Origin of the sequence: Bordetella genomosp. 9 (genome assembly GCF_002119725.1) — a bacterium.
In the GTDB taxonomy this organism is placed as follows: Bacteria; Pseudomonadota; Gammaproteobacteria; order Burkholderiales; family Burkholderiaceae_B; genus Bordetella_C.
On record NZ_CP021109.1, the window covers coordinates 1,958,672 to 1,979,185 of the forward strand.

At 59.5% G+C, this 20,514-nt stretch carries 21 protein-coding genes, 2 pseudogenes and 1 other annotated feature; of the genes and pseudogenes, 13 read left to right on the top strand and 10 right to left on the bottom strand.

Going from position 1 to position 20,514, the window contains the following annotated elements; translation table 11 throughout:
• Positions 1 to 53: 53 nt before the first annotated feature.
• Complete coding sequence (locus CAL13_RS09150) at positions 54 to 1,034, bottom strand: LuxR family transcriptional regulator (RefSeq protein WP_069220142.1); 981 nt, start codon at positions 1,032 to 1,034, stop codon at positions 54 to 56.
• Between the two features lie 84 nt (positions 1,035 to 1,118).
• Between CAL13_RS09150 and CAL13_RS09155 the strand changes: the two genes are divergently transcribed.
• Both CAL13_RS09155 and CAL13_RS09160 read left to right on the top strand, forming a co-directional pair.
• Positions 1,119 to 1,412, top strand: a complete 294-nt coding sequence (locus CAL13_RS09155) for a helix-turn-helix transcriptional regulator (protein ID WP_086072160.1) — start codon at positions 1,119 to 1,121, stop codon at positions 1,410 to 1,412.
• Positions 1,409 to 2,524, top strand: a complete 1,116-nt coding sequence (locus tag CAL13_RS09160; RefSeq protein WP_086072161.1) for a replication initiator protein A — start codon at positions 1,409 to 1,411, stop codon at positions 2,522 to 2,524. Before CAL13_RS09155 ends, CAL13_RS09160 begins: the two co-directional genes overlap by 4 nt.
• Before the next feature lie 642 nt (positions 2,525 to 3,166).
• On the opposite strand, the gene CAL13_RS09165 is transcribed toward CAL13_RS09160, so the two are convergent.
• From CAL13_RS09165 to CAL13_RS09190, 6 genes are all read right to left on the bottom strand, one after another.
• A complete protein-coding gene (locus CAL13_RS09165) occupies positions 3,167 to 3,472 on the bottom strand; it encodes a hypothetical protein (protein ID WP_069220143.1) in 306 nt (101 codons plus the stop codon).
• A gap of 2 nt (positions 3,473 to 3,474) precedes the next feature.
• Positions 3,475 to 5,148 (bottom strand): P-type conjugative transfer protein TrbL, encoded by a 1,674-nt coding sequence (gene trbL, locus CAL13_RS09170; RefSeq protein ID WP_086072162.1) that lies wholly within the window; start codon positions 5,146 to 5,148, stop codon positions 3,475 to 3,477.
• A 1-nt stretch (position 5,149) separates the two neighbouring features.
• Positions 5,150 to 5,344, bottom strand: a complete 195-nt coding sequence (locus CAL13_RS09175; protein WP_086072163.1) for a hypothetical protein — start codon at positions 5,342 to 5,344, stop codon at positions 5,150 to 5,152.
• 2 nt (positions 5,345 to 5,346) lie between these two features.
• On the bottom strand, positions 5,347 to 6,111 hold the full coding sequence (trbJ, locus tag CAL13_RS09180; protein ID WP_086072164.1) for a P-type conjugative transfer protein TrbJ: 765 nt from the start codon (positions 6,109 to 6,111) through the stop codon (positions 5,347 to 5,349).
• 75 nt (positions 6,112 to 6,186) lie between these two features.
• Positions 6,187 to 6,495 (bottom strand): hypothetical protein, encoded by a 309-nt coding sequence (locus CAL13_RS09185; RefSeq protein WP_086072165.1) that lies wholly within the window; start codon positions 6,493 to 6,495, stop codon positions 6,187 to 6,189.
• Positions 6,495 to 6,713: a hypothetical protein gene (locus CAL13_RS09190; protein WP_086072166.1), complete on the bottom strand. Its 219-nt coding sequence runs from the start codon at positions 6,711 to 6,713 to the stop codon at positions 6,495 to 6,497. Before CAL13_RS09190 ends, CAL13_RS09185 begins: the two co-directional genes overlap by 1 nt.
• A gap of 408 nt (positions 6,714 to 7,121) precedes the next feature.
• Here CAL13_RS09190 and CAL13_RS09195 point away from each other — a divergent pair, with 408 nt between their 5' ends.
• Positions 7,122 to 7,496: a plasmid mobilization protein gene (locus CAL13_RS09195; protein ID WP_086072167.1), complete on the top strand. Its 375-nt coding sequence runs from the start codon at positions 7,122 to 7,124 to the stop codon at positions 7,494 to 7,496.
• 16 nt (positions 7,497 to 7,512) lie between these two features.
• Here the strand turns inward: CAL13_RS09195 and CAL13_RS09200 are convergent, their stop codons facing one another.
• Complete coding sequence (locus tag CAL13_RS09200; protein ID WP_081336731.1) at positions 7,513 to 7,695, bottom strand: hypothetical protein; 183 nt, start codon at positions 7,693 to 7,695, stop codon at positions 7,513 to 7,515.
• Entirely contained in the window at positions 7,692 to 7,883 is a 192-nt protein-coding gene (locus CAL13_RS09205; protein ID WP_086072168.1) for a helix-turn-helix domain-containing transcriptional regulator, read from the bottom strand. Before CAL13_RS09205 ends, CAL13_RS09200 begins: the two co-directional genes overlap by 4 nt.
• A 219-nt stretch (positions 7,884 to 8,102) precedes the next feature.
• On the opposite strand from CAL13_RS09205, the gene CAL13_RS09210 reads away from it, so the two are divergent.
• The 10 genes and pseudogenes from CAL13_RS09210 (at position 8,103) to CAL13_RS09260 (ending at position 19,537) form a co-directional block, all read left to right on the top strand.
• Positions 8,103 to 8,300, top strand: coding sequence for a plasmid partition protein ParG (locus tag CAL13_RS09210; RefSeq protein WP_069220149.1), 198 nt, complete (start codon positions 8,103 to 8,105; stop codon positions 8,298 to 8,300).
• A 185-nt stretch (positions 8,301 to 8,485) separates the two neighbouring features.
• Complete coding sequence (locus CAL13_RS21320; RefSeq protein ID WP_086072169.1) at positions 8,486 to 11,260, top strand: class I SAM-dependent DNA methyltransferase; 2,775 nt, start codon at positions 8,486 to 8,488, stop codon at positions 11,258 to 11,260.
• Positions 11,257 to 13,311 carry a DEAD/DEAH box helicase gene (locus CAL13_RS09220; RefSeq protein WP_086072170.1) on the top strand — a complete coding sequence of 685 codons (2,055 nt, stop codon included), beginning with the start codon at positions 11,257 to 11,259 and terminating at the stop codon, positions 13,309 to 13,311. The genes CAL13_RS21320 and CAL13_RS09220 overlap by 4 nt, the downstream gene beginning before the upstream one ends.
• A complete protein-coding gene (locus tag CAL13_RS09225; RefSeq protein ID WP_086072171.1) occupies positions 13,304 to 14,488 on the top strand; it encodes a GIY-YIG nuclease family protein in 1,185 nt (394 codons plus the stop codon). The genes CAL13_RS09220 and CAL13_RS09225 overlap by 8 nt, the downstream gene beginning before the upstream one ends.
• Positions 14,489 to 15,145: 657 nt before the next feature.
• Positions 15,146 to 15,902, top strand: a pseudogene (locus CAL13_RS09230) (IS3 family transposase); the annotation flags it as partial.
• Positions 15,466 to 15,579: a sequence feature (AL1L pseudoknot), on the top strand. It overlaps the preceding pseudogene by 114 nt.
• 270 nt (positions 15,903 to 16,172) lie before the next feature.
• Entirely contained in the window at positions 16,173 to 17,129 is a 957-nt protein-coding gene (locus CAL13_RS09240) for a DNA cytosine methyltransferase (RefSeq protein ID WP_086072173.1), read from the top strand.
• A complete protein-coding gene (locus CAL13_RS09245; protein WP_232467799.1) occupies positions 17,129 to 17,989 on the top strand; it encodes an NgoMIV family type II restriction endonuclease in 861 nt (286 codons plus the stop codon). The genes CAL13_RS09240 and CAL13_RS09245 overlap by 1 nt, the downstream gene beginning before the upstream one ends.
• A 13-nt stretch (positions 17,990 to 18,002) precedes the next feature.
• Complete coding sequence (locus CAL13_RS09250) at positions 18,003 to 18,410, top strand: very short patch repair endonuclease (RefSeq protein ID WP_420042442.1); 408 nt, start codon at positions 18,003 to 18,005, stop codon at positions 18,408 to 18,410.
• A gap of 109 nt (positions 18,411 to 18,519) precedes the next feature.
• Positions 18,520 to 18,669: pseudogene (locus CAL13_RS09255) on the top strand (transposase domain-containing protein); the annotation flags it as partial.
• Positions 18,670 to 19,225: 556 nt separating this feature from the next.
• Complete coding sequence (locus CAL13_RS09260) at positions 19,226 to 19,537, top strand: hypothetical protein (protein ID WP_086072176.1); 312 nt, start codon at positions 19,226 to 19,228, stop codon at positions 19,535 to 19,537.
• A gap of 281 nt (positions 19,538 to 19,818) precedes the next feature.
• On the opposite strand, the gene CAL13_RS09265 is transcribed toward CAL13_RS09260, so the two are convergent.
• Positions 19,819 to 20,457 carry a LysE family translocator gene (locus CAL13_RS09265; RefSeq protein WP_086072177.1) on the bottom strand — a complete coding sequence of 213 codons (639 nt, stop codon included), beginning with the start codon at positions 20,455 to 20,457 and terminating at the stop codon, positions 19,819 to 19,821.
• Positions 20,458 to 20,514 lie beyond the last annotated feature (57 nt).

Consider the following 20,514-nt stretch of genomic DNA (forward strand, 5'->3'; position numbering starts at 1 on the left):
GGCCGGAGATCAATTCACGCTCGGCCGGGATGCACTTAAGCGGAGCGAACAAGTTAGCGGGCAGAGCGCTTTGGCAAGCTCAGTCGAAATATCTGGGGGATCGAGGCAATGGCCTTCGATACAGCTTGCCGTTCAATACCTAGTCTGCGGGCAATCTCAGACTGATTGAAGCCAGCTCGCTGAAGCATCAGTATCTGCTTTTTTCGATCCGACAATTTCGAGTCCACCATTAGGCGTGCTCGGTTTCGCAGCTCGGCTTCATCCGCCGGCTGCAACGTCTGTCCGAGCATGTAATGGAGGATGTAGCCGTCGACCAGTTCGTCGCCAGATTTCGCTTGCGGCGCGCCCCGCATTGCGCATTGTCGGGTGAGTCTTTCTAGTTCGAGATCGAACTGCGCCACGGAGCGTTTCGCTTGCCTGTACGCAGGATTCCATGCGCCATTCGCTAACTTGGGCCGGTGGTCCACGCAGTACAGGTTGCTCAGGCGGAGCTGCTCGTCTGCATCGTCCGCTTTGGGCGCGTCGCTTCCTGCGGCGAAGGAAGCCAACTCCGCGAGTTCGCCGCAAAAGCGGCAAAAGCCCTGCAAGCGTTGCCCGTTCAGGCGAGTATTGCGCACCTGCCTTTTCGCGGGACGCTTACGAGCGCAGGCCCAAACCAACTCAATCAAAGATTCAAGTGTCGCGACAAATCGCTGATCTCGCGGGGACTGTTGGTCCTCTGTGAGGACAAACGCTCGAAGCAACTGGCGCTGTAAACGCACCATCGCAGTGAGCCCGACCAGTCGGACAATCTCGCTGAAGGCCACGCCCGTTCCTGCGCCGGGGATGTGGCCGACGTAACGGGACGGAAGCGTTGCTGAGTATGCCGCAACAGCGGGGTCAATGAGTTCTTCGATAAGCCGAGCGATGGGGTAGCGCTTCCCGGACTCGGAGTAGGGCTTCCAGCGATCCTGAAATTGTCCGATGGCCTTTGAAACGGTGGGATCGCACCCGTCCCAGACGGTAATGGTCGGCTGATTTTTCATGTCAACCATTTTAGCCAATCATTAGGTCGATGCAATCTGTATTGCCGGGCACCATCAGGCACGCATTCGAAAGTGACTGATGGAGGTCAAAGCATGCAAGCAAAGACGAGCAGGACTCTCATCAATAAAAAGAAGCTGTTGGCGATGATCCCGCTGTGCGAGCGCACGATTTACAACTTGGAGCAGCGAGGTGAATTCCCGCGCCGCATAGCACTAACTAGCCGGAACGTCGCCTGGGATCTGGCCGACGTCGAGCAATGGATTGAGACGCGCAAGTCGTCGGGCATTCAAGCCGCCCATCCCGGGATGGGACCCAACCGCGGTAATGCCCAGAAACGAACTGCCTGCGCTCGGCCTTATGCGACGGAGGTCGGACCGCTCGTATGATTATCAGAAACAGCGGTCTTACGCCGATCGGCGCTGTGCTAGGCGATGTTGGCGGCCTGCTGGATCGCATTGAGGCCATGAGGAGGCAGCAGAGGGAGCCCATCGAGGCTGCTGCACGTCCTGGCGAGACATACGAACACGTTGCCGCCCGCTTCCAGCGTGAAGCGGAAAAGGTAGGCCGTCCGACCGTTTCTAATCAGCAACCGGCGACCCTCGTGCGCAAACCGCCCAAGGGCGACGAGCAGCCGGATTTCTTCATCCCGGCCTTGCGTGAAGTTGGCACGCGTGACAGCCGCAGCATGATGGATGTGGCCGTGTTCCGTCTGTCCAAGAAGGATAAACGGGCGGGTGAGGTCATCCGCTACGAGCTGCCGGACGGCCACGTGGAGGTCAAGGCGGGGCCGGATGGCATGGCCTCGATCTGGGACTATGACATTGTGCTGATGCTCGTTTCCCACCTCACAGAAGCCATGAACCGTTATCGAGAGGGGAAGGGGGATAAACCCGGCCGCGTGTTTAAGCCGCACGTTTCGGACATTCTGAAATTTTGTCGCAAAGGTGACGGCGCGCGTCAGTTCGAGCAGGTCGAAGCAGCGCTCGACCGGCTCAAGGGAACCACGATCAAGAGCGTGCGGGAAGTATCGCGCGACAGTAAGCGCACTACGCGCGAGGTCAAATCGGAGGGGCTTATCAGCTCCTACGAGATCGTATCGCGCACGGACACAGGCAAGGTGGCCAGAGTGGAGATCGAGGCCCCAAACTGGATTTACCGCGAGATCACCGAGGGCAAGCAGCCGGACGTTCTAACTGTACACCCGGACTACTTTCTGATCGAGCCGGGTATTGGTCGCTTTGTTTATCGTCTCGCGCGTCGCGCCGCCGGGAAGGGTAAGGCGAAATGGGCTTTTCGGACGATCTATCACCGCAGCGGAAGCGCCGGCACGTTTAAAGAGTTCTGCCGCATCCTACGCAAGCTTATCGTTGCCGACGACCTGCCCGAGTACACTTTACGTGAGGAGGCAGGGCAGAGCGGCCCTCAATTGCTCATGCGGCATCGGAGCGAAGCGCCTGACGCGTTACTGCATGATATGGCGGTGTGTAATAGACGGTGACGGAGTGCCAAGAAGGCTTGAAATGGCCTCTTTGGCTGTCCAGAAACTCATACGTTTGACGGACACAAAGAAATCGCTCTCCTGCTTGTGGACAGACCGTCTATCACCCACCCGGCACCGTCTATTACCCACCCGGGACCGTCTATTACCCACCAGAAACCGTCTATTACCCACTGGTCTCCTCCGTAAATCATTGAAAAGTCGGGGGAAATTGGCAATTCGCGCGCCTAAAACTCTTTAAAACTATATAAAACTCTTAAAACCCGATTGGCCTGTGCATAACCATATCGCGGCTGTTGGTTGCACAGCTCATGCGAGGGACGGTGCGGTTGGACGCAGATGAGCGAGGTGAACGCCTGATTGCTTTGGGGATCAGGCTTCGAGCCGGTTACTTGCCGGGCAAGCGAGCGGGAGGACACCAAAAGGAAAGGCGCAGATTGCCGGGCGCCACCCGCGTGTAATCTGATACGCCTACGGCTGCGCAGGCGGACCGTGGTGAAGTTTTCAGGGGGTGGGCGCAGGGTGGGTAGCCCCTTGTCCGCTTCGGCCCGTGTGGCGCGTTGTGCACGCCCCTACCGCCTTTGCGTAGGCAAAAGAAAGCCCGCCATCCTTGGCGGGCTGCGGCTGGCTCGGTGCCGAAACTTACTGCCGGCGCTTCTGTTGCGCCTGCTGCTGTTCCCGAAGCTGGGCCACGAGCTGGGCGAGTTGCTGGGCCTGCTGCTTGGAACCCAGCAGCGGCACGCTGTGGATGGCCCGCGCCGCACCGAGCATTCCGAACCCGAGCGGGGCCATGATGCGATCCGCCACGAACCCGCGTGCAACGTCGATCTTGTCGGCGACGGCATCGAGCTTAGGGCCGTGGCCGCGCGCGCGCAGCCAGTAGCATAGGAGATACATGATGGCGAACAGGACGAACAAAGTCCCGAAGGTGTACAGAAACTCGGTCATTTTCAGGCTCCTTGGGGATTAGGGTACGAGGCCATGCCGGGGATGCGCAGGGCCGACAGGGACGACGCTGGCTTTGAGGCATCCGTCGTTGGCGACGGCGCGGCCTTCGTCTCGGCGGTATTCCCGTCCGGCTCGGAAGATGCGGCGCGGGCGGGCCGGATAACATTTTCCGGCTCATTCGGGCCGCCCGCGTTTTCGGTCGGGGCTTCGCCTGCACTGCCGGCGGTCGGCGCGTTGAGCGACAGGCCTGCTGCGCTTTCCATCCCCGGAACCGACATGGCTGACAGAACGCCGGCCATACGAACCGCGCCGGAGGCAAACGTAGAGGCTTTGCTGCGGCCGCTATCAGGCGACGGAGCCGGGGCAGGCTGCGCTTGCGCCTGGCTCTTGTTGTCGCCGCCGTGCTGCGCCTGCCCGGCGGCCGTGGCCGCTTGCTTGACGCCGCTGCTGGCTGCGCCCGTGGGCTTCGGTGCCGGACCGCTGGCCGCTTCGCCGCCGCCGACGCGCGGTGCGGCCGCCTTCGCCGCATTGCTGCCGGTACTGGCGGCGCTGGCCATACTGCCGCCCGCCGTGCTGCCTGCCGACGCGGCTCCGGCTTGCCCGGCGAAGCTCGAATTGATGAGGCTCGCCAGACCACCGCCACCTGCTGCACCACCGGCCGCCCCGCCTGCGGCACCCGCTGCGCCGCCAGTGCCGGCCGCCCCGAGGGCACCCGCTGCGGCCGGAGCGGCCGCTCCTGCGCTGGCGAGGGTAGCAATTGCGGCCGCCGCGCCTGCGGCCCCTGCGGCTGCCATGCCACCGATAGCGTGGCCACCGCCCATCGAAACTCCCGAAATCATGCCGCCCATCAATTCAGGGATGGTGCGCGTTAGATAGGCGCACACCAGAGACAGCCCGACGAGCGTGAGCAACGAGGCCTGATCGTTGGAGTACTTTGCCGACCAACCGGCGGCGGCCGTCATAATCAGGCCGACGAGCAGCGTCAGTACGAACAGCTTGACTCCAACGGCGACGCCGTAGCGCAGGGGCGCGATAGCGTATTCCCGCGTGAAGCGCAAACTACCAAAACCGAACAGCAGCACAGAGCCGTTGATGACGACATAGGCCTCAACCAGCGTCACGAAGATCAGCGCCGCGATGAAGGCGAAGCACAGCAGGACAATGATCGCGCCGAGGGCAATGACGCCCGATGTAATCGGACTCAGAATAGACATGCCAGAATTCATGATCTTTTCCGAGAACTCGACCGCCAGCGAGAACATATCGCCCGGCATGAGCTTTTCCGTGGGCAGGCCGGCCGCCGATGCGCCTGCCTGCCGGAAGCTATTGACGACCGCGCCGACCCATTCAGTCCCGTGTTTAATCAGGGCAAAGAAGAAGCCGACGACGAGGATTGTGCGGACCATCTCGCCGACGGTTTCCCCAATTTCCGCCTGTTTGAACACCAAAGGCATGAACTGAAGGACGAGCTGGATCACCGCAAGGCCGACGAGCAGGTGCGTTGCATAGCCTTGTAGCCGGCCGGCCCATGCGTTGGATGCCTCGTGAATCTCGCGGAGCAGCCCGTTCATGGCGGTGTTGCTCTGGGTGAGATCCACGCCTTGAGCCATCGCAGTGCCGGTCAGCAACAGAAGCGCCAGCGCGGCGAAGCAGAGAGGGATGGCTTTGCGGTTCATATCAAAACCCCTCCGATGGGCCGCGCTGGCTCGGGCGGCGGCGGAACTCTTCTTCAGCCGCGTTGCCTTTGCTGATCTTGTCGGCGATCACCGGGCATTCGCTGCCGGGCGATATCACGAACCGGGACACAACCGCGCCACCGAAGCCGACACTGATAAGCAGTGCGGCAAATACCCACTTGGAAATAGTCATCATGATTAGAAACCCTCGCTCGGGCCGCGCTGGCTCTTGCGGCTATAGAACTGTTGAGCGGCAGCATCGCTTACCGCCTGCCGCTCGGTCTGCTGCGCGATGTAGTTGCTTTGCAGCGTGACGTTGGTGGCGATCATTTCGCGCAGCTTTTGGAGCTGCTGCACCTGCTGGGCCGCGATTTCGTTCCCGGCCTGAATCGCCTGCATCCGGCCTTGCGCGGTCTGCGAGCGGGACACCAACGAGGCGAGCACCGCATCCTCGGAATCGAACATGCTGGTATTCAGGCCGACCGATTCCATCGCCGTGCGCGCATTGTCGAAGCTCGATTGCGCCCAGTTCTGGTAGCGGTCGGGCATGTTGTTGGTGCCCTGGCTGATGCTCTTGAGGTAGTTGTCGTAGCCCTTGAATTGGTCGCGGAACTGCGTATCGAGGTTCGACATGGAATGCGCGAGCGCCCGGCTGTCGTTGTAGATTGACTGCAACCGGCGCAGGTCATTCGTGAAGCTCTGGAACATGCTGTTAGGCAAGGACAGGCCTTGCTTAATCATGTCGTTGTACTGCTGGATTTGCGTCTGCAACTGGCGCGCCGTGTTGATCGAGGTTTCGACCGCCTTGGCGTACTCCATCATCTGATTCCAGACGGTCGAGCAGTTCGAGCAGTAGATTGCATGGGCGGGCGGTGCATAGAGCGTTGCCGCTCCCCCCATCATGCTGGCAGCGATAGCAACGGTGAGCGCGGCGGGGGTGACTTTCTTGAGAAGAGTAATCATAATTCGCGGTCCTCTGTTGAGTTCACATCGCTATTTTTCTCCGTTCCTTGGAGGAAATCATCGGCGGATAGGTTTCTATCCGCCTATTCCTTTGAGCGATTTGGATGGACTAAGCCGTTCCGGTTTATTCATTCCGAAAAGCCGCTTGAATGCGTTTTCGATTTTCGAGGCCAGCCAGTAGCCGATAACGTCGGTCGCGCGCATGGTGCCGAGCGGGTGATAGGACAGGATCACTACGCGCAGCACGTGTCCCGGCGCGATGCGCTGCGCATCGGCGAGGGCGGCGACGGTCCAACGGTCCATCATGCGCGAGTTGACGATGACGTTTCCGAAGAAGCCGCCGCCGCCGTGGCGGTGCGCGGCGTAGCTCACGAAGTAGCGCATCACTGACTCCTTTGGTTCACATAGGGATTGGCCGAAACGTAGCGCGAGCGCTCGGTCGGCGGGATGTGCAGGAGGGCCAATTGCCAATCTTCGAGTTCGGCCGCCGCCCATGCGGCGAGATGTTGGGCGGTCAACAGATCGGCGCGGCCAATGGCCGCTTGCAGCTCGTCTATCGTCGCCGCGAGCGACTGCACTCGGTCGTAGGTCTGACTTTTCATTTGGTGCCTCCATCATCTGGCGTTTGTACCATCTGAGTATATGAATCTATGAGTAAAAGCGCATCGGCGGATAGAAAGCTATCCGCCGATGCGCACGTGGAGAGAAGAGCGGTGGGGTGAACGAGTATTTGTGCGAATAAATGCGAATTAGCGCGAAGATTTGCGAACAAAGTGAGCTGTGCGCGAACTAGCGCAAATTAGCGCTATTCGAGAATGTACTTACGAAACATCGCGTTGAATTGCAGAACAACGGACGGCAAGATGTGTGTTGTACCGGTACGGGCTACGCCCGCACCGCTCCAACACCGCCCCTTACTCGCCTGCGGCTCGACGGCATCTTGCTCTGCGAGGCTAACGGTCGCTGCCGCGACAGGGGCCAATGGCACCAAAAGGAGGGCACGCCAACGCATGACAGACGATGAGAAAAAAGCGACCGCCAGAGGCACGCGACCGCGCCGTGAGCGGATCGAGGTATGGGTGACGCCGGACGAAAAAGCCGAGCTGGCCGACCGGGCCGCACAGGGCGGACTATCGCTGTCGGCCTACCTTCGGGCGTCCGGACTGAATCACCCGATTCGATCCGTGGCGGACCTCGATGCCGTGGCCGACCTTGTGCGGGTCAACGGCGACCTCGGCCGCGTCGCCGGGCTGCTGAAGCTCTGGCTTGCGGAGAAACGAGGAGAGGGTGCCAATCCGGTCGATGTAGAGACCTTGATGAGAGAATTTCGGGCTCAGCAAGCTAAGCTGAGCGCCATCATGGGGCAACTGGTTCGGGGCAAGTGACGCCAACCGCAACCCGTTACGGTTGCGTTTCGGTCCTTCCCTTTGGTGCCAGCCCGCCGGCCTTGGCTAATTGACGGCGGATTATGGCGAGTTCCGCGTGGTCGCCATCCAACTCGACAGCGGATAGGACGGCAGCTGCGAGTTCCGGGTCACTCCGGAACAGCTCGGCCATCGCTTCTTCATGGTCTCTATCTTTCATGGCTGTTTGCCTCCGCCCGGCAGAGTCTTGTCCGGCCCTCTCAGATTGCGAGCGCGGGCCGCGTCTCCAAGTGCCGCCGCGATCAGCGCGGGGTCGCCATCCTCCATCACGGCGTCGATGTAGGCCGCAATGTCATCCTCGGTCTTGAGGTAGTCGGCGGTGTTGTAGCGGCTGAATTTGACTTCCATCGTGGTCACTCCCTTGCTGCTGCGCTCTCTGGCACGAAGTCGCTCCGGCATCCCTACCGGCCTCTCCGGAATCGACCAACTGCCAAGACCCAGGCGGACACCGGGTAACACAAAGCCGAGGCGGCCAGCTTCCTTTACTCATATACTTGTTTGAGCATAAAATCTCGATATGCTAGAGCTTACACAAAGTCTCATCTAGTGCGTGAGGAAAAAACTGCCATGAAGAAGCAAGGCCGCGTAACTGCGCCAAAGGGCAAGGCCGTCACGCATGAGACCGGTGGGAATGTTCAGATGAAACGGGTGAACTTCCAGATACCGGCCGACCAGCACACGAAGCTGAAGGTGTATGCCGCCCAGCATGGCAAAACCATCACCGAGCTTTTGACGGAGCATGTCGAGCAATTGGTCGATGAGTAATCAGGTGGTCAAGATGAAAGGGACTTGGCCAAACTTTGAAACGCCTCGCCATGCAATGCCAATCGAGTGGTCTTCTATGAGCCAACTCGATGGTCTGCTGCAGATTGCTAGGAAAACACAGAACAAAACATGAGCGACCCGCGAAACGACCTTGTCGCGTCGTTCGGAGGAGTGTCCGCACGCCCATGAACGCCGTAGAAATCGAACAAGCCATCACAGACCTCGCGGAGCAGCCCTTTGACCCCGCAGAGTTTCCCTACGCCTTCCTTGAAGCCTTTGGCAACAAGGCGACGACCATCAAGCGCCTGCGCACTGGGGCGTCTAACAAGTCCGACCTCGGCGGTGTTCTCCAGACCAGCAACATCCACATCCTGACTTGCGACGCGGGGCGAGTGACGCAGACGCTGGCAGCCCTCAAGGCCAGTCCGGCGACGGGCAAGGCCAAGGCGAAGTTCATTCTCGCCACGGACGGTGTGGACTTCGAGGCCGAAGACCTGACCAGCGGCGAGACCGTCGCTTGTGCCTTCAAAGACTTTCCTGACCACTTCGGCTTCTTCCTGCCGTTGGCGGGCATCAGCACAGTTCGCCAGATCAGCGAAAACGCCTTCGATATCCGAGCCACTAGCCGTCTCAACCGCCTGTACGTCGAACTGCTGAAAGACAACCCCGAATGGGGTACGGCGGAGCGTCGCCATGACATGAACAAGTTCATGGCGCGGCTGATTTTCTGCTTCTTCGCCGAGGACACCGATATCTTCGTCGGCAAGGGCCGCTTCACCGAAACCGTCGCGCAGATGAGTGCCAAGGACTCCTCCAACACGCATGAGGTTATCGCCACGTTGTTCCGCGCCATGAACACCAAGCGCGAGGACCGGGCTGCTGCCAAGACTCCCCGTTGGGCCGAAGATTTCCCTTACGTCAACGGCCAGTTGTTCTCCGGCGGCGAAGAGGTGCCTCGATTTAGCAAGTTCGCACGGTCTTACCTGTTGCACGTTGGCGGCTTGGACTGGACCAAGATCAACCCGGACATCTTTGGCTCGATGATTCAGGCCGTCGCCGAAGATGAGGAGCGTGGTGAGCTGGGGATGCACTACACCAGCGTGCCCAACATCCTCAAGGTGCTCAACCCGCTGTTCCTCGATGACCTGCGCTCCAAGCTTGAAGAGGCCGGCGACAACCCTCGCACACTGCTGAATCTGCGTAGGCGCATGGCGAAAATCAGGGTCTTCGATCCCGCCTGCGGCTCCGGCAATTTCCTCGTCATCGCCTACAAGGAGATGCGTGCGATCGAGGCGGAGATCAATAGGCGGCGTGGCGAGCTAGATCGCGCATCTGAAATCCCGCTCACGAACTTTCGCGGAATCGAGCTTCGCGACTTCCCGGCTGAGATCGCCCGCCTTGCGCTGGTCATCGCCGAGTACCAGTGTGACGTGCTGTACCGAGGGCAGAAGCTGGCTTTGGCCGAGTTCCTACCCTTGCGCAATGAAAATTGGATTACGTGCCATAACGCACTCCGGATTGACTGGTTAAGCGTGTGCCCGCCGACGGGTACCGGCGTGAAGTTGCAGGCGGACGATCTCTTTGAAATGCCGCTCGACCAGGCTGAGATCGACTTCCAAAACGAAGGTGGGGAAACGTACATCTGCGGGAACCCGCCATACAGGGGCAGCAAATGGCAAAGCGACAAGCAGAAAGCTGATTTGGCGAACGCTTGGGCCAAGCACCCCAAGCTGGCGAAGACTACCGACTTCGTGACCGGTTGGTTTGCACGTTTTTTCGATTACGCCGACAAGGTGCCGGATGCCGTTGCTGCCTTCGTGGCAACAAACAGCGTTTGCCAAGGGCAGCAAGCCAGCGAGGTATGGCCTGCCGCTTTTGAGCGCGGATTTGAAATTCGTTTCGCTCACACGTCGTTTAAGTGGGCCAACCTAGCTGCTCACAATGCGGGCGTAACCGTCGTAGTCATCGGCCTGGGGAAAAAATCTAATCAGCCTAAACGGTTGTATCAGGATGACATGCTCAAGCAATGCTCTGCCATCGGCCCGTACCTCGTGCCAGATAGCTTGGCATGTGTCGAAAAATCCAACGATCCGATTGGCGCACAATCCGTCATGCTGTTTGGCAACATGCCGCGTGACGGCGGTAACTTGCTGATGGATGCCGATTTGGCAAGAAAGGTCATGGCTGACGATGCGGTGGCACGCCCTTTCATCAGACGCTTCATCGGTTCCGAGGAATTGATTAACGGCAAGCTCCGATACTGTTTCTGGATTGAGAGCGATGAAGTTGAAGCAGCAAATGCGAGCGAGTTCATCGCGCAACGATTGAAGTTGGTGGTGGAAAATCGCAGCAATTCGCCGGCTGAATCCACGCGCAGCTTCGCAAAGAAGCCGCATCGGTTTGTTCAAATTGCTGGAGTTGCCAAAGAGAGCGCAATCGTTGTGCCTACGGTGTCTTCCGAATCACGCGAATATTTGCCCGTGGGTTTCGTAACAGCGGACACCATTGTTAGCAATCTTGCCTTCGCTCTCTACGACGCTCCTCTGTGGAACATGGCGCTTATCGCAAGCCGATTACACCTGGTCTGGATCGCCACCGTCTGCGGCAAGCTGGAAACGCGCTACCGCTATTCGAACACCCTCGGTTGGAACACCTTCCCTGTCCCGACCCTAACCGAGAAGAACAAGGCAGACCTGACGCGCTGCGCCGAAGACATCCTGTTGGCGCGTGAGCATCATTTCCCGGCCACCATCGCCGACCTCTACGATCCTCAAAAGATGCCCGCCGATCTGCGCGCCGCGCACGAGCGCAATGACGAAGTGCTGGAGCGCATCTACATCGGTCGGCGATTTAAGAACGACACTGAGCGGCTGGAAAAGCTGTTCGACCTTTATACCAAGATGACCGCTTCGGCCGCTCCGGCCAATGGCAGGAAGCGGAAGGCGGGAGCCAACGCATGAGCAACCAGATCAAATCCGTACCCTCCGTTTCAGTTACCTACGCTCACAATGGCGCATCGACCAAGGCCAATGCGCTTGGGATGCGGCCCATGCAGGAACGAGCTTACGAGAAGCGGGGCGAGCAGTACCTGCTCATCAAGTCGCCACCCGCCTCTGGTAAGAGTCGTGCGCTGATGTTTATCGCACTGGACAAATTGCAGAACCAGGGCTTGAAGCAGGCCATCATCGTCGTGCCCGAGAAGTCCATCGGGGCCAGCTTCAACGACGAGCCGCTGTCGAAGTACGGTTTCTGGTCTGACTGGCAGGTCGAGCCAAAGTGGAACCTGTGCAACGCGCCGGGCAACGACAATGGCGGCAAGGTCAAGTCGCTGGGCGTGTTCCTCGAAGGCGACGACAAGGTGCTGGTCTGCACCCACGCCACCTTCCGCTTCGCGGTCGATGCCTACGGCGTGGAGGCATTCGACGACCGACTGATCGCCGTCGATGAGTTCCACCATGTTTCGGCCAACCCCGACAACAAGTTGGGCACGCACCTGGGCCAGTTCATTGCGAGAGGCAAAACCCACATCGTCGCCATGACCGGCTCCTACTTCCGGGGCGACGCCGAGGCCGTGCTCGCCCCGTCGGATGAGTCGAAGTTCGATACCGTCACCTACACCTACTACGAACAGCTCAACGGCTACGAGCACCTCAAGCAACTCGACATCGGCTACTTCTTTTACAGCGGGCCTTACGTCGATGACATACTCAATGTCCTCGACCCAGCCGAAAAGACCATCATCCACATCCCTAACGTCAATTCGCGGGAAAGCACGAAGGATAAGATGCGCGAGGTGGAGCACATTATTGAGGCGTTGGGGGAGTGGCAGGGAATCGACGCCACTACCGGTTTCCAGCTCGTCAAACGCCCTGATGGCCGCGTGTTGCGCATCGCTGATTTGGTCGATGACGATGCCACGAAGCGTGACCGGGTTTCCGCCGCGTTGAAAGACCCGGCGCAGAAGAACAACCGCGACCATGTGGACATCATCATCGCGCTGGGCATGGCGAAGGAGGGCTTCGACTGGATTTGGTGCGAACACGCGCTGACCGTGGGCTACCGTGCCAGCCTGACTGAGATCGTTCAGATCATCGGCCGTGCCACTCGCGACGCGCCGGGCAAGACCCGCGCGAGGTTTACCAACCTGATCGCCGAGCCGGACGCGACCGAGGCAGCGGTTACCGAGGCCGTCAACGATACGTTGAAGGCCATCGCCGCGAGCCTGCTGATGGAGCAGGTTCTCGCACCGCGCTTCGAGTTCAAGCCCAAGAACCCCGACAGTGGCCCGACGCCGGGCTTTAACTATGGCGAGAGTGGCTACGATCCGGACCGTTGCAACATCGGTGTCAATGAGCAGACCGGAACCTACCAAATCGAGATTAACGGCCTCGCCGAGCCCAAGAGCAAAGAGGCAGCGCGCATCTGTCAGGAAGACTTGAACGAAGTGATCGCGGCTTTCGTGCAGGACAAGCCCACCATCGAACGCGGCTTGTTCGATGAGGAACTAGTGCCCGAGGAACTGACGCAGGTTCGCATGGGCAAGATCATTAAGGACAAGTATCCCGAGCTTGATGCTGAAGATCAGGAGGCCGTGCGTCAGCACGCCATTGCCGCCCTCAACCTCACCCAGCAGGCCAAGCGGCTTGTCACCGAAGGCGAGGGTGACGGGTCGCCCAACACCGCCCTGATCGACGGCGTGCGTCGCTTCGCGATGGACGTGCGCGAGCTGGACATAGACCTCATCGACCGCATCAACCCCTTCGGCGAAGCCTACGCCATCCTCGCCAAGACCATGAGCGAGGACAGCTTGAAGCAGGTGGCAGCAGCCATCTCGGCCAAGCGCACCTCAATCACGCCTGAAGATGCCAAAGTGATCGCCAAGCGCGCGGTAGAGTTCAAGCGCGAGCGTGGGCGGGCTCCATCTGTTACCTCGCAGGACGCCTGGGAAAAGCACCTGGCCGAAGGCGCGGCCGCATTTATGCGTTTCAGGGCGGAGGGGCGCTATGAGTAACTCCGATCTTGACAATCTGGCGGCAGAGCTGGCCGAGTTCGCGCCGCCTGAGAAAAAAAATGGACGCCCCGCCAGCGAGGAGCGTGTCATCGCTGGCTTCGAGGAAATCCAACGCTTCACCGAGCAGCACGGGCGTGCGCCGCAGCATGGCGAAGACCGCGACATATTCGAGCGCCTATATGCAGTGCGGCTCGACCGTCTACGCGCGCTCCCGGATTGCCGCGCCTTGCTTGAGCCGCTAGACCATCAGGGCTTGCTTGCTGGGGCGCCGACCGTCGACGCTTCGGCGGAGGAAACTATCGACATCGATGACCTGGCTGCCGAGCTGGCGGATGTTGCTGACGCGAACGACATCACGGTTCTGCGCCATGTCCGCACCAGCGCCGAAAAGCGCGCTGCTGAGGAGATTGCGGATCGTAAGCCCTGCGAGGACTTCGAGACCTTCCGGCCCTTGTTCGAGCGCGTGCAGACGGAAGTCAAGACCGGCTTGCGCCAGTCCCAGCCTATAGAGGCGGGTCGCCGTGCGATTGAAGCCGGGGACTTTTTCGTTCTTGATGGCATTACGCTCTACGTCGCCGAGGTTGGCGAGCCGCTGAAAACCACTGCTAGGGAAGTAGACCGCCGCCTGCGCCTCATTTTTTCCAACGGCACCGAGAGCAATTTGCTGCTGCGCTCGCTACAGCGTGCGTTCTACAATGACCCCGCCGCGCGACGACTGGCCTCGCCCGAGAGCGGGCAACTCTCCTTCGGGGGCGAGCTTGAGGCCGATGATGTTGAAAGCGGCACGATCTACGTCCTGCGTTCCCTGTCCGATCATCCCTATGTCGCGCAGCACCGCGACATCATCCACAAGGTGGGAGTAACCGGCGGCAGGGTTGAGGCGCGCATCGCCAACGCTGAGAACGAAGCGACCTATCTGCTCGCAAAGGTCGAGGTCGTTGCGACGTACAAGCTCGCGGGGATCAATCGCACCCGCATGGAGAACCTCTTCCACAGGCTGTTCGCACCCGCGCGGTTGGACATCACCATCAATGATCGCTTCGGGCACCCCGTGCAACCCGAGGAATGGTTCCTTGTTCCACTGTTCATCATCGACGAGGCCGTCGCGCGTATCAAGGATGGCAGCATCACGGAGTACATCTACGATCCCAAGGCCGCGAAGCTGGTGAAGGCATAGGACAGAGCAATTGTTCGAGCCACCCGGCCACGTCAGTACAATGCACGCGCCCGAAATCCTGGCGAGCCTCACCGAGGACGAGTTGGCGACTTGGCCCAGCACGCTTTCGAAAGGGGAGATCGAGCGCCGGAAGGCTGGCCGGCATTGCCAAGTCTGACGACGCCAGCTCAGCCCCTCCTTTGGTGCTTGATGGTATTTTTCATGGCATCGATGGCGAATGGATTTATAAGGCGCTGATTATAAAGATGTTTTTCTTGCAAAAAACAATCGAGTGGGAGTGAGGCTGCATTTGGCATAGGCTGGCATTAAAGAGCAGAAAACGCCTCCAGGCCCGAGTAACTGCGCACTATCTTCATTTTCGGTTTGGCACAGTTCGCCAAGATTTTGCATCGCCCAGCATCCCGTTTCCGTGTAAGGGTTCGGTAATCCCGCCTTGAACTACGGCGTTGTCCTCGATTAGTGCCCATCATTTTTGAACTGAGCCCCGAAGGTTGGACATCCATGTAGAGGGATATGGGGAACTATACTGAGCAACCCCAGCTCGCAGCGGTCCGAGATCCTTCTTAAAAAAGGGACGCTTTCGTCCGACGACGTGAGAAGCCCGCCAGCAATCGCTGGATGAACCGTGCCATGTCCATATGGAGAACGCCTATTTGAATGAATCGTCCCGGGTTTTGCGGCAGCTCCAACTTTCGACAAAATGAAGCCATGAATAAGAATAATCCTATGGAATTTTCCCCGGAAGGGCATGAGCGGCGGTGCGCTGGGTGCAGGAACACCGCGACGAGTATCCGTCGCTATGGACGGCAGTCGTGTCCATAGCGCCGAAGATTGGCTGCTCGGCGCAAACGCTGCTGACTTGGGTCAAGTGGACGGCGCACGCTGTGAAGGGGGCACGACAAGTGAGCGCGAGCGGATCAAGGAGCTGGAGAACCGTGAACTGCGCCGTGTCAATGATGTTTTTGCGCTCCGCCAGCTGCTTTTTGCGCAGGCGGAGCTCTACCGGAAACTGAAGTCGTAAACACCTACATCGCCACGCATCGAGCGTCTACGGGGTCGAGCCGGTCTGCAAGGCGTTGCAAGTTGTCCCGTCTGCCTATCAGTGTCATGCCGCACGGTTGCGTGACCCGTCACGTCGCAGCGACCGCGCCGCGCGGGGAGTGGTTCAAGCCCCATGTCCAGCTGGTTTTGCAGGAGAACCACCGGATCTATGGCGCCGACAAGGTCTGGCGTCACCTGAATCGCGAAGATGCAGCGAGCCGCCCGCGGGCACGGGCAGCTGCATGAGGCCTTCGTCATCGACGTCTACGCCGGACGCTTCGTCGGCTGGCGCCTGAGCACGTTCATGATCACCGATTTCGTGCTCGACACGCTGGGGCAAGCCTTGTATGCCAGCCAACCGGGCAATGACGGTGGCAGGGCCCAAATTTTTGGATACACAATCGTGTATCCATGCCATAATCCAACTCATGTCAGGTAAAAACGTTGGCCTTCGTATCCGTGTGGAAAAGGAACTCCGCGAGGCGTTTCAGGGAGCATGTCTCGCCGAAAACCGGAACGCTTCCGAAGTGCTGCGCGAGTTCATGCAGACATTCGCCGATCGTCATCAGGGCGGCTTACAGACGGACTTGTTCCCCTCGCAGGCGGTCAGAAAGCCACGTAGGGCAACCAAGAGAAAAGCGATATGAGTCTATTTAATTCTTTGGAAATGTGCGCCGGTGCGGGTGGGCAAGCGCTCGGCCTGGAAATGGCAGGCTTCGATCATGCCGCCCTGGTTGAGTTGGAACCGGCCGCGTGCAACACGCTGCGCCTGAACCGGCCCGCCTGGAACGTCATGGAGGGTGATCTACGCCGTTTCGATGGTCGTCCCTATCGAGGCATTGACCTCGTGGCTGGTGGTGTGCCGTGCCCGCCATTTTCTAAGGCCGGGAAACAGCTCGGCGCCAGCGACGAGCGCGATCTATTTCCCGAGGCCATTCGTTTGGTCGATGAGTGCCGCCCGCAGGCGGTGATGCTTGAAAACGTGCGCGGCCTGCTTGATGCCGTTTTTGACGACTACCGGAACAAAGTCGAAAAGCAGCTCGAGAAGCTGGGATATACACCGGGGTGGCGTCTGCTCAACGCCTCAGACTATGGTGTATCGCAACTTCGACCCCGGGTTGTGTTTGTTGGCATCCGTAAAGATTTGGCTGATGGGTTTTCCTGGCCAGAACCATTGCAAAGCAAGCCGCTGACGGTTGGCGAGCTGCTGCATGACCTCATGGCTGCGAATGGTTGGCGCGGAGCCGCCCGGTGGCGTGATCAGGCGAACACGATTGCCCCGACCTTAGTAGGGGGTTCTAAGAAGCACGGAGGGCCTGATCTTGGACCAACCCGCGCGAAACGCGCTTGGGCTGCCCTAGGGGTTGATGGCATGGGCCTGTGGGACGATGCTCCGGCCGATAACTTCGTTGGTATGCCGCGTCTAACGCCGCGCATGACGGCACGCATCCAGGGCTTCCCCGATGATTGGCAATTCTTCGGGCGCAAGACGGCCGCCTATCGCCAGATTGGCAACGCTTTTCCACCGCCGGTGGCCGCTGCTGTGGCTCGGCAAATCTTCGCTGCCCTGTCAGTCAAACGGATCTACAAAGTCGCGTGATGGTTGACGCTGCCTTTCTGGAAGCGCGAAAGACTTTCCATGCTTCGTTGCTTCAAACTACTTTGACCACCAATGCCGCTGGCATCGTGAGCAATGCCGACACGGGTAATGGACCAAGCAGAGCCATTGCTAAAGGCATTGCCGACCTGCTCAAGGCCGAAACCATAGCTGAGCGCATCGCAGGTCAAACTTCAGGTAATCAGTTTGAAAGCATATGCGCTGCATTCGTGCGCGAAACTTTTCTTAAGCTCAGTCACTTGCGCCCTGGCTCCTGGGACATCCACCAAGTCTCAGGGCGCAACCGCCTGGAGATCGCCCGCTATGAACAATATGCGCACCTGATCGCGCTCGACAAGGCCGCAAAAGCTGATGCCGAATTGGCAGCAGCGCTTGGTAGCGATTACACGATTACGCCGGATATTGTCGTAGTACGGGGCACGGAGGAAGACGATGCCATCAACGCACCGGGCCTCCTAGTCGATGACACTGTGACCAGGCTTGCGAGCCTGAGAAAAAAGAACGGCGGTCTGCCGCTTCTGCACGCTAGCATTTCATGTAAGTGGACGATTCGGAGCGACCGCGCGCAGAACGCGCGTTCTGAAGGCTTGAACTTGGTACGGAATCGGAAGGGCCGCCTGCCGCATGTTGTCGTCGTGACGGCAGAGCCAACACCGAGCCGCCTTGCCTCGATCGCGCTCGGAACCGGTGACATTGATTGCGTCTATCACTTTGCTCTGTATGAACTACAAGCGACAGTGAAAGCGCTAGGTATGGACGACGCAGCAGAGTTGCTGGACGTGATGGTGAATGGAAACCGGTTGAAGGACATTTCCGATTTGCCGCTGGATTTGACGGTGTGAAACCTCCATGGGGATGAACCGCAGCGAAAACATGCGCCGTATCCGCAGTAAAGATACGGCGCCCGAAATGGCTGTGCGACGTCTGGCGCATAGCCTTGGTTACCGCTACCGGCTGCACCATAAAAAAATCCCCGGCAAGCCGGACCTAGTGTTTCCCTGTCGCCGAAAAGTGATCTTCATTCACGGCTGTTTTTGGCACCAGCATCCAGGATGCAAGGAGGGGCGGCCGCCTAGGTCGAATGCAGCCTACTGGCTTCCCAAACTTGAACGCAACATGGAACGCGATAGATCTGCACTAGCACAGCTCATGGACGCTGGGTGGGATGTACTGGTGATGTGGGAATGTGAAATCAAGAATCGAGAAGCTACGCGCCAAGTTCTATTAGACTTCCTGGGACCGCCCGGTCATCTCAGTACGTGACTCAGACGAGGAGAGCTCTTCGGCTGCCATGGTATACCCTCGTGAAGGGCGCGTATCCTGCCGTCTACTAAGAACTTTTGACGAAGAAATAGTGGAGTGGAATGAGGGGGCTTCCAAGTTTATGTGCCTGATCCAGTTGGCTCGCCTGAACGGGTATGACCCGCACGCCTACCTCAAGGACGTGCTCACCCGGCTGGTGACGCAGAAAAACAATCGGATCGCCGAACTGCTGCCGCGTCAGTGGACACCCGCGGCCTGATCCTCGTCGTCAAGGCGTGATTGCAGACCGCTTACGGCCATGAAAGCGGAAGTCCTGATTGACGCGCGGCAGCAGGGGGCCGGGGTGCGTAATCGGACTCATACCATCGCGATACCGCGAATTCTGCCGTTACCTATCGAGCTCCTTTAAACCATGGAGTTCGCAAAATGTCGATTACGAGTACGGCCGTGACACGGAGCGTGTGTCATCCGGGTACCTTGTCCGGTGACGAGCAGGGCAATGGCAAGCTTGACGAGATGACGAAGAAGTTCGCGGCGGTCGCAGCTGTCGCCGACCAGGCCGCCGCGGCACCCACGGTGGCTCGGATGGATGAACATCGGGCCAGCGTTCTCATTGACAGCCATGGCTTGACGCCGGCAGGGAGAACCGATCCCGCGGCATCGAGCGAGACGTCAAAGCTGGTGTCGCGGTTCGGGAGGATGACTCTTCGGCGGGCTGGCTGGATCGGCGAATCTCCGAGCTGGAGCGGCTGGAGAAGGAAGGACGCCTTGGCCAGCATCCTCCGGCCGACCGGCAGGCTTACGAGCAGTGGAAGATGGGCAACAAGCAACCGATGCTTCGCGTCATGCGCGATCACATCAGTCGCGTCGAGCACGGCTACGCGATGAAAAAGGAGTGGCCGAGGGGCGCCGGGCCATACCCCAAGGGACTGTATTCGGCTCTGGATGGCGCGATAAAAACAATCGACAAGCTAAAGCAGATCGAGAAGGAGCAGCCGCATCAACCGTTGGAGAGAATCCTGTCTCCGAGGTTGCACGAAGCCTACGAAGAGTGGAAAGCTGGAAACCACAAACCGCTGCTTCGCTTCATGGACGATCTTGTGCAGGGCAAACTGTTGATAGGATAGGAACGCTCGCGACGGCGTCGGCAGACGCCGTTCCGGGCTCGGATGTCGCGTTGGACGGCGAACAGTGGCAGGTCTTGAGCCCTAGTGCCGGGTTTGCCTTGGCAGCACGTCGGCGGCGCTGCCGGCACACAAAACAATCAGATCGACGAGTTGCTGCGGCATCGTTGAAAACCGGCTGGCTGATCACCGTCGTCAAGACGTGATTGCTGGGCGCTTATGCTGGGGCGCCGCTTTTCGCCGTCCTGGCTACGACGGTGACAGAGCCGGCATGCAGCTCTGTCTCAGCGCGCAACCAGAACGACGACGACGCCCAGCCCGAGCAGAATCAATACGACGCCGGAAATGCGCTCGAGCCAGGGCAACGCCCGGGCGAAGCGCCGCAGTACGGCAGGATTGCCGATCAGGATGGCGATCAGGACGTCCCACGCGAGTACGACGCTGAACATCCATATGCCGTAGAACATCTTCCAGCCGGCGCTGGCGTGGGGGCCGGTCAGCATTGCGGCAAGGCTTGCGTAGAAGATCGCGTTTTTCGGATTCAGAATGCCGGAAAGAAACCCCATGCCGGCGGCGCGCCGCCATGCCGTGAATGGATGAACCGGCGCGGCAGCATGATGGGGGGCCGATATATTCAATTCGCTGCTGCCGGCGAACCGGATGAACAGCACGCCGAGATAAAGCAGATAGGCGCAGCCGGCCATTTGCAGGCCGGCAAAGAGCACGCTGTCCGGTCGGAGCGCAGCCGTGCCGGCGAACGCCGCGATAATGAACACGCCATTGGCGAGCGCGATGCCGACGCAAGCGCCGTTGGCCACGCGCCAGCCTGCGGACAGCGAGGTCCGGGCGATCAGGAAGAAATCCGGGCCGGGAGAGAGCAGCGCAAGGAAATGCGCCGCGGCAATCACCAGGAACTGCTGCATTCAAAGCACGCGTGGAAGTTTTTCCGCGCAGTGTGCCAAGCGGCGGGTTTCCTGTAT